The sequence below is a fragment of the Anabaena catenula FACHB-362 genome, from assembly GCF_014698735.1.
In the GTDB taxonomy this organism is placed as follows: Bacteria; Cyanobacteriota; Cyanobacteriia; order Cyanobacteriales; family Nostocaceae; genus Anabaena; species Anabaena variabilis_A.
Genome location: NZ_JACJTQ010000003.1, coordinates 217,352 through 233,416, shown reverse-complemented (window position 1 = coordinate 233,416; position 16,065 = coordinate 217,352). Strand labels below are relative to the sequence as shown.

15 protein-coding genes are annotated in these 16,065 nt (G+C 40.2%); 10 read left to right on the top strand and 5 right to left on the bottom strand.

Features of this window, described 5'->3' with window-relative positions:
- Positions 1-102: 102 nt before the first annotated feature.
- Positions 103-549: a tRNA (adenosine(37)-N6)-threonylcarbamoyltransferase complex ATPase subunit type 1 TsaE gene (gene tsaE, locus H6G68_RS04245; RefSeq protein WP_190905505.1), complete on the bottom strand. Its 447-nt coding sequence runs from the start codon at positions 547-549 to the stop codon at positions 103-105.
- A gap of 198 nt (positions 550-747) precedes the next feature.
- Positions 748-2,121, bottom strand: a complete 1,374-nt coding sequence (locus H6G68_RS04240) for a gluconeogenesis factor YvcK family protein (RefSeq protein ID WP_190905504.1) — start codon at positions 2,119-2,121, stop codon at positions 748-750.
- A 268-nt stretch (positions 2,122-2,389) separates the two neighbouring features.
- On the opposite strand from H6G68_RS04240, the gene ruvC reads away from it, so the two are divergent.
- The gene (ruvC, locus tag H6G68_RS04235; RefSeq protein ID WP_190905503.1) at positions 2,390-2,881 is read left to right on the top strand and encodes a crossover junction endodeoxyribonuclease RuvC; all 492 of its coding nucleotides are present in this window, start codon (positions 2,390-2,392) and stop codon (positions 2,879-2,881) included.
- 314 nt (positions 2,882-3,195) lie between these two features.
- Positions 3,196-3,522, top strand: a complete 327-nt coding sequence (locus H6G68_RS04230; protein ID WP_190905502.1) for a DUF433 domain-containing protein — start codon at positions 3,196-3,198, stop codon at positions 3,520-3,522.
- A 33-nt stretch (positions 3,523-3,555) separates the two neighbouring features.
- Here the strand turns inward: H6G68_RS04230 and H6G68_RS04225 are convergent, their stop codons facing one another.
- Positions 3,556-4,095, bottom strand: coding sequence for a hypothetical protein (locus tag H6G68_RS04225; RefSeq protein ID WP_190905501.1), 540 nt, complete (start codon positions 4,093-4,095; stop codon positions 3,556-3,558).
- A gap of 269 nt (positions 4,096-4,364) precedes the next feature.
- On the opposite strand from H6G68_RS04225, the gene H6G68_RS04220 reads away from it, so the two are divergent.
- The 3 genes from H6G68_RS04220 (at position 4,365) to H6G68_RS04210 (ending at position 7,648) form a co-directional block, all read left to right on the top strand.
- On the top strand, positions 4,365-4,958 hold the full coding sequence (locus H6G68_RS04220; protein WP_190905500.1) for a cytochrome b/b6 domain-containing protein: 594 nt from the start codon (positions 4,365-4,367) through the stop codon (positions 4,956-4,958).
- Between the two features lie 167 nt (positions 4,959-5,125).
- Positions 5,126-5,866: a molybdopterin-dependent oxidoreductase gene (locus H6G68_RS04215; RefSeq protein WP_190905499.1), complete on the top strand. Its 741-nt coding sequence runs from the start codon at positions 5,126-5,128 to the stop codon at positions 5,864-5,866.
- A gap of 342 nt (positions 5,867-6,208) precedes the next feature.
- Positions 6,209-7,648, top strand: a complete 1,440-nt coding sequence (locus H6G68_RS04210) for a bifunctional orotidine-5'-phosphate decarboxylase/orotate phosphoribosyltransferase (protein ID WP_190905498.1) — start codon at positions 6,209-6,211, stop codon at positions 7,646-7,648.
- Between the two features lie 269 nt (positions 7,649-7,917).
- Here H6G68_RS04210 and H6G68_RS04205 read toward each other — a convergent pair whose 3' ends face one another.
- Positions 7,918-9,897, bottom strand: coding sequence for a transglycosylase domain-containing protein (locus H6G68_RS04205; protein WP_190905497.1), 1,980 nt, complete (start codon positions 9,895-9,897; stop codon positions 7,918-7,920).
- Positions 9,898-10,489: 592 nt separating this feature from the next.
- On the opposite strand from H6G68_RS04205, the gene H6G68_RS04200 reads away from it, so the two are divergent.
- Together H6G68_RS04200 and H6G68_RS04195 are read left to right on the top strand one after the other, a co-directional pair.
- Positions 10,490-10,612, top strand: a complete 123-nt coding sequence (locus tag H6G68_RS04200; protein WP_339327835.1) for a hypothetical protein — start codon at positions 10,490-10,492, stop codon at positions 10,610-10,612.
- Positions 10,613-10,968: 356 nt separating this feature from the next.
- Positions 10,969-11,226: a hypothetical protein gene (locus H6G68_RS04195; protein ID WP_190905496.1), complete on the top strand. Its 258-nt coding sequence runs from the start codon at positions 10,969-10,971 to the stop codon at positions 11,224-11,226.
- A gap of 390 nt (positions 11,227-11,616) precedes the next feature.
- On the opposite strand, the gene H6G68_RS04190 is transcribed toward H6G68_RS04195, so the two are convergent.
- Positions 11,617-12,696, bottom strand: a complete 1,080-nt coding sequence (locus H6G68_RS04190; RefSeq protein ID WP_190905512.1) for an ATP-dependent 6-phosphofructokinase — start codon at positions 12,694-12,696, stop codon at positions 11,617-11,619.
- A gap of 359 nt (positions 12,697-13,055) precedes the next feature.
- Between H6G68_RS04190 and hoxE the strand changes: the two genes are divergently transcribed.
- The 3 genes from hoxE (at position 13,056) to hoxU (ending at position 16,016) form a co-directional block, all read left to right on the top strand.
- The gene (gene hoxE / locus H6G68_RS04185; RefSeq protein ID WP_190905495.1) at positions 13,056-13,574 is read left to right on the top strand and encodes a bidirectional hydrogenase complex protein HoxE; all 519 of its coding nucleotides are present in this window, start codon (positions 13,056-13,058) and stop codon (positions 13,572-13,574) included.
- Positions 13,561-15,168, top strand: coding sequence for a NuoF family protein (locus tag H6G68_RS04180; RefSeq protein WP_190905494.1), 1,608 nt, complete (start codon positions 13,561-13,563; stop codon positions 15,166-15,168). The genes hoxE and H6G68_RS04180 overlap by 14 nt, the downstream gene beginning before the upstream one ends.
- Positions 15,169-15,299: 131 nt before the next feature.
- A complete protein-coding gene (gene hoxU, locus H6G68_RS04175) occupies positions 15,300-16,016 on the top strand; it encodes a bidirectional hydrogenase complex protein HoxU (protein WP_190905493.1) in 717 nt (238 codons plus the stop codon).
- The last annotated feature ends 49 nt before the right edge of the window (positions 16,017-16,065 follow it).

Genomic DNA, 16,065 nt, shown 5'->3' with positions numbered 1-16,065 from the left:
AAGTGGAGAATGGTGGCTTTAGCCCCATTCGGAACAACTTCTTAGAATCCCCTGGCTTTCCGAATAAATGAGCATAGCGAAATTTATTCAGCCAGGGGAGTGTCAAAAGAAATTTATCTGACAATTAACTGTAGTAATTTCTGCTTGACGAGTGCCTTCTTGCCCATACATCAAACGCACAATCAGATAACTATCGGGCTTGTAGGGCATTCGTTCTGCCCACTCAATAGCGACAATTCCTGGTGTGACTTCCATCCCTTCCCAGTAGCTTTCCAAGTTCAAACCTGTCACTTCTTGAGGTTCTAGACGATATAAATCCAGATGATAAAGGGGGATGCGTCCTTCTGTGTATTCATTAATCAGGGTAAAAGTAGGACTGACAATAGAGTCACTGATACCCAAACCCTTGCCAATACCTTGCACCAAGGTAGTTTTGCCAGCACCTAAATCACCTTCTAGTAAGATCACACTTCCAGCAGCTAGGGTTTCCCCCAGGGTAATACCTAACTGCTGTGTGGCCTCTGTATCAGCAAGAAAAATTTTAGTCATTGGTCATTGGTCATTGGTCATTGGTCATTAGTCATTAGTCATTAGTCATTAGTCATTAGTCATTAGTCATTAGTCATTAGTCATTAGTCATTAGTCATTAGTCATCTCCACGTCCACGTGTCCCCGTGTCTCCGCGTCCACGCTTCCCCGTGTCCCCGCGTCCCCATGTCCCCGCGTCCCCGTGTCACCCCATCTCCATCACTTCCCATGCTGCGCCCCACTGTACCACTTCAATAAAACCTTAGCTAGTCTTTGCGGGTCGTGGCGGACAAAACCAGTTTCATCTTCATACAATATATTAGCTGGTACAATCCTACGTCCTAGTTGGGTGACAACTTCTCTATCTAAGAAGACGGGATGGGAATTTTGTTGGGCATAGCGAATCAGGGCTTGGGCAGAAGGTGTTTTTTTATGAACTAGTACAGCATCAAAAAGCCTTCTGTTACCACAAGCGGCATCGATGGCTTGAATATGTTCACCAACGGTGTAGCCATCTGTTTCTCCCGGTTGGGTCATGATATTGCAGATATAGATCCGAGGTACTTTTGTGGCTGCGATCGCATCGGCAATTTCTGGAACTAACATATTTGGTATTAAGCTAGTGTAAAGACTACCCGGCCCAATAATAATATAATCAGCTTCTTTAATTGCCTTAATCGCTGAGGGTAAAGCTGGAGGATTTTCAGGAATGCAGCCAATTTTCACAATTTTTCCCCCTGCTTTGGGAATGCTAGACTCACCCTCAATGCGGCGGCCATCTGTTAATTCTGCCCAGAGGCGGACATCGCTGAGGGTTGCAGGTAAAACTTGTCCTCTCACAGCCAGGACTTTGGAACTCGCAGCAACGGCCCTTTCTAAATCTCCAGTAATATCAGTCATGGCAGTTAAAAACAAATTACCAAAACTGTGACCTGTCAACCCGTCCCCCGCCCGAAAGCGATATTGAAACAATTCTGTTAATAACTTTTCTTCATCTGCTAATGCAGCCAAACAGTTACGAATATCCCCAGGAGGTAAAACGCCAAATTCCTGACGCAAACGCCCAGAAGAACCACCGTCATCAGCTACAGTCACAATAGCTGTAATATTAGCACTGTAAGTTTTTAAACCTCTGAGTAAAGTCGAAAGTCCAGTACCACCACCAATTACCACGATTTTTGGCCCCCGGTACAAGCGGCGATGGGCTAACAGTACATCTATGAGTTCTTCTTCATCACCTTCTGGTCTTAAGACTTGAGTAATTGAACTTACAGTGCGGGATTGTCCCCAAAGCACTAACAACACGCCGCACAGCAAGACTAAAGGTCCGCTGATGTAGTTGGGTAAAATGTTGGCGAGGAATCCCAGAAAACCCCTCAGCAATTCTATCGCCCAAAAAATGGGGGTTAGCTTAATCCAAATAGCCAACCCCAAACTCGCCAAGAAAACCCCCCCAACACTGATTAGTAACCAGCGTTTTACCGATAGTCCGGGGGATAACCATTTGAACCACTGGTTAACCCGATGGGAAGTGCGGCTATGCGACTGTTGTTGTAGGGCGTTGAGGGCTTGTCTAAGAAAACCGATTGACATACCTAATAGGGAACAGTAGGACAAACAATGTTTAACAGAAACTCTACACCACCTGGTTTGAAGACCAAGGGTGGAAGCATGAGATTTTTCAATTCCTTTATATTTGGAGCAAGTTATTAAAGTTATCAGTATTCCCCGTTATACCAATGTGAGATTTGAGATTTTGGCTTGATAATACTCATTGTGGCAATATTCCATCTATAAGCAACAATACCATTTTTGGGTATCACGTATTAAACAACACCCTGGTTGGCAGAAAGTGAATTTTATGGAAAAGCGAATTTTAGGATTAGATCCCGGACTGGCAATTTTAGGATTTGGGGCAATTACTTGGACACAAAGTCAAGGTAAAGTACAAGACACAACGGTAAAGATGCTTGATTTTGGCGTGATTCGGACTTCGGCAGATACGGAGATGGTAGAGCGCCTATGTACTTTATTTGACGATTTACACACCTTGATGGAGGAGTTGCAACCTGATTTAGTAGCAATTGAAAAATTATTCTTCTATCGTATGGCAAATACTATCGTTGTTGCACAGGCTAGGGGTGTCCTGATGTTAGTTTTGGGACAGCGCAAGCTTCCTTATGTGGAATTTACCCCTGCTCAAATTAAGCAAGCTTTAACAAATTATGGCAATGCTGATAAGGCGGAAGTGCAAGATGCTGTAATGCGGGAGTTGGATTTAGATGAGATTCCTCGGCCAGATGATGCGGCGGATGCTTTAGCGGTGGCGTTGACAGCTTCGTTTCAGTTGTAAATTTAATCACAAATAATACTGGCAGTGATGACAAGACTATCAAATTCTGGGATATGGATTTAGACGCTTTAATAAAGCGTAATTGTGATTGGGTACGAGGTTATTTAGAGAATAATATTTATGTCAGCGAGAGTGACAGGCACTTGTGCGACGGCATTGGTACTCAAAAGTAAAGTAGCAGAGAGGCAGAATTAATGGTGTCTAGAAAAGGCGATTCACATAGGTGAAAGAATGAAACTAGGTCATATCACAAAGCACTGTGGCATATTAAAATTGTAAATGCAGCCTAACAAGGCATTAAAGGATTTACATCCATGACACTCAAAGAGTTAGAAGAACAACTTCTTGTCCTTAAACCTAGTGAAAAAGTCCAGGCTATACAGTTACTTGCTCAAAGTTTTGGTCGCAATTGGCAAGGAATTGAGAAAACCCCTAGAGTCTGTGGTGGAGAAGCTTGCATTGCTAATACTCGTATTTCTATCTGGGTACTTGTGGAAGCTCGACGACTTGGATATAGTGATGTTGATATTTTAACTAGCTATCCAACCATTTCTGCTACAGATTTAGCTAATGCTTGGGTATATGCAGAAGCTCATACCGATAAAATCGAATTGGCAATTGAGCGTAATGAGGCAGGATAGATGGCACGTTTTTATGCAGAAAATTGAGGACTCTTAGCTTTTCTTGGCCACTGAATTACAAGATTTCCACATTAATTCAGCTTCAGATTCAGAGAAAATTTGACTCTTGCTATTTTCACAAATGAGCCTAGTTTTATCCAACTGTTTGTATACATATAGATGAAATTCAGGACTAGTAGATATCACACTACTCTCATATAAAATACTTGTGGGTGTTTCGATGAGAACTCTTTTTAAGACGTTAACATCATTAGCCCTGACCTCTTTTTTCAATTCGGCAACTGAGTTAAGATTAAATATGCTTTCATCTGATATAGATAATTCAATATCAAATTTATTACCTGCTTGAATTTTTATATTACCCCAAGATCCTTTCATTACCTTTGCTCCTTGAGGTGCTAGTAAGGTAAATTTAGTATTCTCGTCCATAACCTCTAAAGGTTGCATTTTAGGGTTATTTGTTTGTGCGATGGCTGAGGGACTGGGTTGTTGAATGTTTAGTCCAATGGTCAGATTTGATAAAAAGCTGGTTAAAAAGGTGACTCCAAACAGCAATGTATTGATTTTGTGCATTTTTCGTGGCTGTAAATTGTGGTTGTCGAGGTAAGTTGTGTAAGTTAAATGTGAAGTATTTTTTTATACATTACATTTTTCCCAAATCAAGACTATTTTTAGTATTCCCAAAAATGGATAATAATTGCACTGGAAGCGGTTTTTTCTTTAGTGAATAAGGTTGTTAATGCACCGACGATTATAGTAATATTACTAAATATTGTAGTTTTTTTTTTTAAATTTTAAATTTCTTAAGTAAATCATTCTCAAAAGAGCGAAACATATCTGATATGAATTCTCCTGCAAAACCTCGAAAATTACCAATTCAAGCCATAGGCGCTAAAATATTTCACTCTGTTAATATTATTAGTCTCTTCCTCATGCTTACCAGTGGCTTGCAAATTTACAATGCTAACCCCGTATTTGGTGGACGTGCAGGTTTACAGATTCCGCCTATTTTCACTTTAGGCGCTTGGTTAGCAGGAGGTAGACACTGGCATTTTGCGGCTATGTGGATATTTTCACTCAATCTTTTATGGTATGGAATTTACATTTTAATTACCCGACGTTGGCAACATAGATTTGTGGGAATTAATGATATTAAAGCCTTACAAAAAACTCAAAATCCTCAACGTCTAACTTATGCTTGGCATCGGATTATTTACACATCCATTATTCCCATATTATTGTTAGCAATATTGACAGGAATTGGAATGTATAAACCTGCTCAATTTCCTTGGATAGTTGATATGTTCGGCGATTGGCAAGCATTAAGAATTGTTCATTTTGCTTCCGTGCCATTGGTGATAATATTTGTAATTATTCATTGGCGTTTAGGACAAAAAGCCGGAGGAGAAAAGCTCACTGAATCTATGTTTTGGTAAATAATATAGGACTCCTATTTGATTTCTGTTAGCTTGCGTGGCGTAGCCATAAAATATCTAAGTATTGTAGACATTGCCCTCCAAAACCCGCATATTGTGGGCAATGTCCACCCTACATATATTTTCAAAAATTAAATAGTAACCCTATATCTTTAGGAAAAAATAGCATGACTAATGAGAACAACAAAAATTTAATTCATGTAGTTAAACCTCAATTATCACGCCGGAAATTTTTACAGGTTTCCGGAATTTCTAGTATGGGCTTGTTCCTTGGTGGCTGTGGTACACCAGCACTTGAAGATTTAGTGGGTAAGCTTTCAGAACCGATAAATCAGAAAGTTGAAAAATTAATCTTTCAGCCGCAAAAACTTGTACCAGAATTTTCAGCCAGTCAAATTGAACCAGAAGCTTTAATAATTAATAGTTTCCGCAATACGCCAATTATTGATTTAGACAAATTTCGTTTAATTATTGACGGTGAGGTGAATAATCCTCTCAACCTCAGTATGGCTGAAATTCAGGCTTTACCTTTGACTTCTATGATTATTCGTCATGTTTGTGTCGAAGGTTGGGCTGCGATCGTACAATGGGGAGGTATACGCTTACGTGATCTTATTACCTTAGCTCAACCTCAGGCAAATGTTAAATATGCTTTTTTTGAATCAGCCGATGGTTATTATGAAAGCTGGGATATAGCTTCAACTACACATCCTCAAACTTTGTTAGCATATCAAAAAAATGGTGAAACATTACCTGTAGAAAATGGTGCGCCTTTGCGTCTAGCTTCTCCAATTAAACTAGGTTATAAACAAAGTAAATGGGTAACGCGAATTACTTTAACTAGCCATTTATCAGCTTTTAAAGGTTATTGGGAAGATCAGGGTTATGAATGGTTTGCCGGATTATAACTATTTGGCTAGGCTACTTAAACCAGGAATTTCACCTATACAGATAGGCGTTAATATGAAAGTACGAGCAATAAGGGACTTCCAAATAAAAAAATCCCCAATTTATTTGTAGGGTGGGTGTAGCCCTGCGGGCCGGGCTTGGCTAGAGCGAGCCCGTAACCTACCATTATCCCCTAAATTTATGGTGGGTTACGGACTACCGTCCTAAGCCACCCTACGATTTTCTTTCTTTGCGCCTCTGCGTGAGACAAAAAAATTTGGTTTATTTACCAGAAAATAGCTGTAAACTCAATTCATTCTACCATTCTCTAACGCAAAATAAAATTTATTAGGCAATTTAAAATGTTTTTTGTTGATAAATTAAATAGGAATATTTGCGAAAATCAAAGCTTACTATTTGTAGGACTTGATCCCAATCCAGAAATGCTCCCTGAGCGTTATCAATCACTGGATATTATTGCAGGTTTAGAGAATTGGTTGCAATTTATAATTGCAGAAACGGCTGATTTTGTCTGTGCTTATAAACCAACTTTGGGTTTTTATGAAGCTTTGGGTGTTCCTGGTTTAGAATTATTAATCAAAACTTTAGCCTCTATACCCGCCCACATTCCTATTATTTTAGATGCTAAACATAGTGATTTAAATACTAGTAGTATTTTTGCCAATACAGTATTTACAAAATGGCAGGTAGATGCTATTACTCTCACTCCTTATACTGGACAGGATCATGTCGCACCATTTTTGGTTTATCCTGATAAAGCTGTGTTTATTTTATGTTGTACTTCTAACCCAGGTGCAGCAACTTTACAACAATATCCTCACAATAAATCACCTCTTTATTTGCAGGTAGTGCAGGAATCAAAAAACTGGGGAACTCCTGAACAATTAGGCTTGGAAGTAGGAACTACAGATGCTGAAATTTTAAAATCTATTCGCTCAATTGCTCCCGAAAGAATAATTATGGCGCGTAGTATTTGGGCTGAGGATGGGAATTTGAAACAAATTTTAGCAGCGGGTTTAAATGTTAACGGTGATGGTTTGTTGATTCCTGTTCCTCAAGATATGTTGGGTAGTGAAAATTTATCGCAGGAAGTTCAATATTTACGGACAGAAATTAATCAATTTAGAAGTGAATTTATCCAAGATGCTTCTACTTGTGATGTGTGGCTACCTGATATTTCTGTGCAAGATAAACATCCTCATCAAGATTTGATTTTACAACTTTTTGATATTGGCTGTATTATGTTTGGGGAATTTGTTCAAGCTTCAGGGGCGACTTTCCCTTATTACATTGACTTACGCAAAATCATTTCTAATCCTCAAGTTTTTAATCAAGTTCTTAGTGCTTATGAAGAAATTTTAAAAAATCTCACTTTTGATAGAATAGCTGGTATTCCCTATGGTTCTTTACCAACAGCAACTGGTTTATCTTTACGGCTGCATTGTCCGATGATTTTTCCCCGTAAAGAGGTGAAAGCGCATGGTACACGGAGAGTAATTGAAGGTAACTTTCATCCTGGGGAAACAGTTGCAGTTGTTGATGATATTCTCATCAGTGGTAAAAGTGTAATGGAAGGTGCAGAAAAGTTAAAATCAGCGGGATTAAAGATTAATGATATTGTGGTTTTTATTGATCATGAGCAAGGTGTAAAAGATAGGTTAACAGAAAATGGTTATTGTAGTCATTCGGTTTTAACTATTTCGGAAATTGTTTCTACTCTGCACCTAGCTGGAAGGATAAATGATCAGCAATTGTTAGCTTTTAGGGAAAGTGAGTATTAATGAAGCAGTAAGAAAATGCCAAACCAAATTATCCTAAAAATGGTTGGAAACTTTACTTTTAAACGCAGCGAAAAGTTCCTCGTAAAAGCCGGGTTTCCCGGCGTAGGAACGCCACTTTGCACAACGGGGGGAACCCCCGCAAGCAAGTGGCTCAACTTTTCAAGACAAAGTGACGCAGAGTTTTTATTGAAGTTTTCGCTTTGAATTTTGTTATCCTAATGTCGAGATATTAACCGTTTTTAGTATAACTAGGTTTGATGAAGTTTAGGTCAGTTTTTCGGAGCAGACAGCCGCTTTCTTAATCGACGTGGTTTATTATTTTTAATTGGCTGAGGGCGAGAAAACTTAGAAACTGGCTGGAACTTTTCTACTGGTACATTTTGAAGTGCCTTTTCCATAAAATCTCGCCAAATGGGAGCAACCATACCTCCACCCGTAGCACGGCGAGCTAACTGTTTATTATCATCTCTTCCTACCCAAATTGCAGTTGTTAACTGGGGTACTGTACCAATAAACCAAATGTCCTTTTCTGAAGAAGTTGTGCCAGTTTTTCCCGCAGATGGGCGGTTGATAATAGCGCCTGTACCAGTTCCTTCTTTAACTGCCGATTGCAACACATCTAAAATTGCAGCGGATGCCCAAGGATTAAGAACTAGCTGAGGCTTTGGGGTATTATCGAGTAAAATATTGCCAGTACTATCACTGACACGGGCGATGAGCGTGGGAGGCGATTTCCAGCCATAGTTAGCAAAAGTAGCATAAGCACTAGCCATTTCCAGTGGTGTGACACCAATTGCACCTAATGGTAAAGAAGTTACAGGTTCTATTGGACTGTGGATTCCCAATGTACGGCAAGTTTCGATAACTTTATTGATTCCTATCTCTTTGCCAAGTTTAACCGCAGGGACATTACGAGACAGTGCTAAAGCATTACGAATTGGTATTGCACCCTTAAAAGTATTATCGTAGTTGCGTGGAGAATAGACACCTCCTTCAACATCAGGGTAGCTGATTGGGGAATCGAGTATCGTTGTATCTGGTGTAAATTTACCACTAGCAAAAGCAGTGTAGTAAACAAATGGTTTAAAAGCAGAACCAGGCTGACGCAGTGCTTGAGTTACTCGGTTAAATTCGCTAGATTTTGAGTCTACACCACCTACCAATGCTTTGATAAATTGAGTGCGTGGATCAATTGCAACTAAAGCCATTTGATTTTTTCTTAACCCTTGATCTTCAAGAGTTTTATGCCATTTATTAATAGTTTCTTCTGCCTTTATTTGCAAGTCGGATGATACTGTGGTTTGCACACGCATTCCACCTTTAAGAACGGCATCATGCCCAAACTTTTTAATTAATTCCTGCGTTACACTATTGGTGACATCAGGAAAGACACTAGCTTGAAATGACTTGATTTGACCAAGTTGAATTTTTTGTTGGAGAGCATCATCATATTCTTGCGGGCTAATCCATTTTAATGAACGCATTCGTCCCAATACTTGCCTTTGTTTTTGTTTGGCCAAATTCATGTTTACAAAAGGGCTAAATTGTTCTGGAGCCTGAATTAAACCTGCCATCATTGCTGACTCACTCAAAGTCAAATTCTCTGATGATTTATCAAAGTATGTCTGTGCTGCTGTTTCTATACCATAGTTGTTATGTCCCCAATAAACTTGATTGAGATACATTTCTAAAATCCGGTCTTTATTGATAATTTGCTCTAAGCGAATTGCTAAGATCGCTTCTGCAATTTTGCGACTTAAAGCACGCTCCCTAGATAAAAAGATATTTTTCACCAGCTGCATGGTGATTGTAGAACCTCCTTCTTTGACACCACCTGCTACCCAGTTGACTAATGCAGCACGTCCGATACCTCCGGGGTCAATACCGTGGTGGTTGTAGAAATAACTATCTTCACTGGCTAATACTGCTCGTTTTAAATTTGGAGAAATTTTATCTAGCGGTACAACTTTTCTATTAGCTTCCCCGTGTATACCTACTAATAGCTTGCCTTCGATGTCATAAATGTAAGTTGTTTCTGCTGGTAAATAATTTTGTAATTGTTTGACATTTGGTAAATTGCGAGAACTCAATAATAAACCAACCAGTCCTCCAGCAATAACAGAAGTTGCCAGCATACCGATTGAAAATAAAGTACCACCTGTGATCAGACCTACTCTTCTCCAAAACTCGAAATTAGGTGAAGTCTGAAATTCTGGCTGTTCCTGTTTAAAAGTTTCTGATGAAGACATATAGCAATCCGATTTGATTTATGAATTTTTCGTTGGGGTAGAGAATAGGGAATAGGATTCGATAAGATTTAGGTGTACTGATTTTTTAAGCGCAAAGGGCAGGCTGCGCCAACAAAAATAAAATAGGAGTCCTATAGTAATTGCATTTCTTTACTTGTCAAGACAACGATAATTAGACAACTCACATCTTCTCAATAAGGGTTGGTGGGCATTGCCAACCCTACAAAATAATCAGGGTTATAGACCTTGATTTTTGCACTAAGATCATGGTGCAAGATATGAGACAATTTATTTACAAAACTGTGAAATAACTTTTTTACAACTACATTTTTGCAACTACAACAGTCGTCTGATGTTTTCTATCTATTATTATGTCCGCAGCAGTAAGTATAATTACTTGTTGTGAACGATTGTAATTACTTATATTTTCATCACTCTCAAAACATTAACATCTGACAAAAGTTATAAAAAATAGAGTCAAAGGTTAGCTTGTAGGGATTAGAGGTTTGAATGTCTCCTGAAAAAAACATACAGCCTTAATTTGCCACCAAAGTAGTGTTTAAATAAATTTATAAGTATTAGATTAATCGGAGTGTTGATTTCTTTACTGTTCGGAACTTATATTGCTGAAGTTTTAGGTTTGTTAATTGCTGTACCTGTGGCGGGTGTCATCAAAAACACGATAGATGCGGTATCTGGTGAGGTTGGCATCTAATTAACGGATATTCTTTTGCTTATATATATCACTAGAAAAACTAATAGCTTGATTTGCAGTTATTTGCCAAAATCGTAGTTATTGCTACATACAATCGTAGAAACCGTAGATAACATTAGAAAAATATCGCACTAGAAGAAAACATTTGAGACAACCATTTTTGTTCTCTGTTTATCTTCATATCTTGCGGAAAACCGCATATAGGAGTCTATCTTCTTCAGAAATTTACCTGAGTTTAATAGTCTTAAATTCTTCTGGCCTGATCTTTTAGGCTATAAATTACCCCACAAGATTGAGACAGGTATTGACAAAACCCTGTTATTATGCCATATAAGCTAAACGCAAAGGAGTTTACCATGCATCGACAAATGTGCTGGTTATCTAAGTCTGGCAGTGATGGAGAAAAAATATTGCATTTGCAGACTTCACCTGGACAACCTTGGCGGCCTTACACAGCATTTGGGCAATTTTCAGTTCCAGATTATCAAATACCCGGTGGTTCTAAAGGTTGGGCAACTTATCAAAAATTGTTAAAAGCAGGCTGGACATTGGTGCATAGCGCACGGGCTAACGAGTTCAGCAGCAGCAATACAGAGTCAATAGTGCAGAATTAATAGCCGCTGGGGTAGCCATAACTACGGGGATCAGCTGTGCCTTCTAGAGTACCATTTTCTGGAACTGCGATACCTTCGGTGAGCGTAGCTATCGCATTTCCATTCTAGGTTGTTTTGCTAGTGTTTCTAGTTCCGAATTACTTTTAAGGCAATAAATAAAATAGCACTATTAAAGCCTTATAAAATCAAATAAATAGCGGGACTTAGACAAAATTACTTCCACTTTTTTCACCTCTAATATCCCTTCAAGTCTTGATTAATAGGGGTTTCAGGCTTATATGGCTATAGCTTGCGTGACGACTTAGGAGTCATAAGCCAAGCTACGCTATCAGCAAGTCCTAATTAGGGAACCGCGCGGAGAGTTTTTTTGATCAGCAGCCGAACATGATGTTAGTTGCCAATGTAGGTACTGAGCGATCGCGCAGTTTGCACTAAAAAATTATGGGGATCTACAAGACAGGGACTGCAAGCCAAGACTGTTTCTAAAGGAACTGCTACAACTTGCCCATTTTGCCAAGCTACCATCTGTGCAGATTGCCCATTAGCTAACAAATCCACGGCAGCTTTGCCAAAAGCTGTGGCGATCAAACGGTCTAAGGCTGAGGGAATACCACCTCGTTGGATGTGTCCTAAAACGGAAACCCGAATCTCTATTTGATGGTTACTGCAACGGCGAATCTCATCGGCGATATATTGACCTATACCGCAGGATGGCTGTTCACAGGATGGATGGCTAGATGAATCGGCGGCTATTTGCGCCCCTTCCGCCACAACTATAATTGCAAATCTACGTTCCCAGCGATGCCTACGGCGAGCGAAGCTATCGCGTAATTCTGCTAAATGTTCGCACACACCTTTAATTGAATAAGGAATTTCGGGAATCAAAATTACATCTGCACCCCCTGCAATACCAGAGTGTAGTGCTAAATGACCTGCTTTGCGTCCCATGACTTCGACAATCATCACGCGATCGTGACTAGCAGCAGTGAATGTCAAACGATTTAGAGCATCAACAATCGTGTTGACCGCAGTATCAAACCCAACGACTCTTTCTGTCTTGCCTACATCATTATCAATTGTTTTCGGAATAGCGATGAACTGCCAGTTTCCTTGACTTTGCAGTTGGTTGAGAATTGCTAAACTGCCATCGCCACCAATACCAATCAAAGCATCTAATTCTAAAGCGTGATAGCCTGCAATAATCTCGTCAACATGAGCTAGAGTATCGCCTTTATTAATGCTACCCAGAATCGTGCCTCCCATATTTAGCAATGGGTCAATACCACGTAGGTCTAAACCATGTATGCTCAGAGGAATTGCCTTTCTTTCTAAAAGCCCTCTAGTTGCATAAGGAATACCCAATACCTGCCAGTTATAGGTAAGAGTAGCGTGGTTAACAACTGCCCGAATTACAGCATTGAGTCCGGGACAGTCGCCCCCACTGGTAAGAATACCAAGTCGTTTTTGCATGGTCATCACACCTCAACCTCAAACATTTCTATCCGCGCCATCAAAACTTTGCTCTAATCAATAAATTGCTAAATCTGCTTGTAAAAAGCTAAATAATTGCGCCGCGACTTTTAAAACCTGTTTTGGCCATATGTCGAAGTTAAGTTAAAAATCTGAGGAAGTTGTGAGGAAGTGCGGTATTCCATTGATAACGCCCTAAAAATTAGACATTTCACCGAAATATAAATCTTCTCTCTGCGCCTGGAGCGCCTCTGCGTGAATAAATAATACCTAACTGTCCTCACAAGTTTCTCAAATTGTTCTCCTATGATCCTAATTGTGAGACGCAGAACATCCTGAAGAGACAAGAGGCTCAAACGATGAATTCAGCATCTGCTGTTAAAACTAACAACACAGCAACTCAAGGGGATAAGCGCTTTAAAATACTGGAAGCGACTATAAAACGCTACCAATATCAACAGGATGCACTGATTGAGATATTACATAAAGCCCAGGAACTTTTTGGCTATTTAGAAAACGATGTCTTAATTTACGTTGCTCATAATCTCAAACTACCACCTAGTCGAGTTTATGGTGTTGCCACATTCTACCATTTGTTTTCACTTGCACCTAGTGGCGTGCATACCTGTGTGGTGTGTACGGGTACAGCTTGTTACGTCAAAGGCGCTGAAGCTATCCTGGCAAATGTAGAAAAATCTGCCCACATCCACGCTGGTGAAACCTCAGCAGATGGTCAAATTTCACTGCTAACAGCCAGGTGTTTGGGTGCTTGTGGAATTGCACCCGCTGTAGTATTTGATGGCACTGTTTTAGGCAATCAAACCCCTGAATCAGTTAGTAATCACATCAAAGGATGGTTGCGAGATGGATCTAACTGAATTAAGGGAAATTTCCCAAAAAGAACGTGCTTTAGAGAAACCTGTGCAAATTCGCTGTTGTGTTGCTGCTGGTTGTCTATCTGCGAATTCACAAGCCGTCAAACAACGTTTAGAAGCGGCTGTTACAGCAGAGAATTTAACACAAACAGTAGAAGTTCGTGGCGTTGGCTGTATGCGTTTGTGCTGTCAAGGGCCATTAGTAGAGGTTGAGAAAAACACCGAACCAGAAAGTCTGGGTACGCTGTATGAGAAAGTCACAGCTGATGATGCACCCTCAATTATTGCCGCTCTGAATGGGGGAGAGACAACAGTCCAACGGGGTGATTTAAATCATCCATTTTTTACATCCCAGATGCCGATTGTTTTAGAAAATAGTGGCAAAATCGATCCAGAACGCATTCAATCTTATATTGCTGCCGAAGGTTATCAAGCCCTCTACCATGTCTTGCGAGAGATGAAACCCTACGAAGTAGTAGATAGTATTACTCGCAGTGGTTTACGGGGACGGGGTGGTGCTGGCTATCCTACAGGTTTGAAATGGGCAACAGTTGCTAAAGCAAAAGGGGAACGCAAATTTGTCATCTGCAATGCTGATGAAGGTGATCCGGGGGCGTTTATGGATCGCAGTGTTCTCGAAAGCGATCCCCATCGGGTTTTAGAAGGAATGGCGATCGCAGCCTATGCTGTCGGGGCAACTCAAGGCTACATTTACATCCGGGCAGAATATCCCGTGGCTATCAATCGTCTGCAAACTGCAATCCGTCAAGCACAACGCTTTGGCATCTTGGGCAGTCAAATCTTTGACTCTCGCTTTGATTTTAAAATTGATATTCGTATCGGTGCAGGAGCTTATGTCTGTGGTGAAGAAACTGCTTTAATGGCTTCTATTGAGGGTAAACGCGGTCTTCCTAATCCCCGTCCGCCCTACCCCGCCGAGTCTGGTTTGTGGGGCTATCCAACCTTAATTAATAACGTCGAAACCTACGCCAATATTGCACCCATTATCCGTAAAGGTGCTGACTGGTTTGCCAGCATTGGCACCCAAAAGAGCAAAGGCACAAAAGTTTTTGCCTTGGCAGGGAAAATCCGTAACACTGGTTTGATAGAAGTGCCAATGGGAACTTCTTTAAAGCAAATTGTAGAAGCAATGGGCGGTGGTGTCCCAAATGGCGGTGTAGTCAAAGCAGTGCAAACTGGTGGCCCTTCCGGTGGATGTATTCCCGCATCAGCTTTTGATAGTCCGGTAGATTATGAATCACTCACTCAACTTGGTTCGATGATGGGTTCTGGGGGGATGATTGTCATGGATGAAACTACCAACATGGTGGATGTTGCCCGCTTCTTCATGGAGTTTTGTATGGATGAATCTTGCGGTAAATGCATTCCTTGTCGGGTGGGGACGGTGCAGTTATATAAATTGCTGACAAAGATTAGTGAAGGTAAAGCATCTTTTGCGGATTTAGAACTGCTAGAAGAATTATGTGACATGGTGAAAAACACTAGCTTGTGCGGTCTTGGTCAGTCTGCACCGAATCCGGTATTTAGTACTTTGCGTTATTTCCGTGATGAGTATTTGGAGTTGATTAGTCATTAGTCATTGGTCATTGGCCATTAGTTATTAGTCATTGGTCATTGGTCATTAGTTATTGGTCATTTGTATTTACAAAGTACTGAAAAAAATGTGTAATTTGAAAGCACATTAGTGTCACAAGGAATAAATAATAAATGGCAGTAAAAACGTTAACAATCAATGAGCAGTTAATCAGCGCCCGTGAGGAGGAAACTATTCTCCAAGCAGCGCAGGATGCAGGAATTCACATTCCGACTTTGTGCCATTTAGAAGGGGTGACGGATGTTGGGGCTTGTCGGCTTTGTTTGGTAGAAATTTCTGGTAGTAGTAAACTCCAGCCTGCTTGTGTGACAAAGGTTTCGGAGGGTATGGAAGTGCAGACGAATAGCGATCGCTTACAAAAATATCGTCGCACAATTATAGAAATGCTGTTTGCCGAAGGTAATCACATTTGTTCCGTTTGCGTAGCTAATGGTAATTGTGAATTACAAGATTTGGCAATAGAAATGGGTATGGATCATGTCCGGTTAGAATATCAATTTCCTCACCGTACTGTTGATACTTCTCATGATCGTTTTGGGATTGATCATAATCGTTGTGTTCTTTGTACTCGCTGTGTGCGGGTATGTGATGAAATCGAAGGCGCACATACTTGGGATATGGCAGGTAGGGGGACAAATTCTCATGTAATCACTGATTTAAATCAGCCTTGGGGAACCTCAGATACTTGTACTTCTTGCGGTAAATGTGTTAATGCTTGTCCCACAGGTGCGCTGTTTGATAAAGGTTCAAGTGTTGGCGAAATGAAACATGATCGCGGCAAAATTGACTTTTTAGTAACTGCACGCAATAAAAAACAATGGATTTTTTAGTCATTCTCAACCAATATCTAACACTATAAATAAATTACCAAAAAACAAC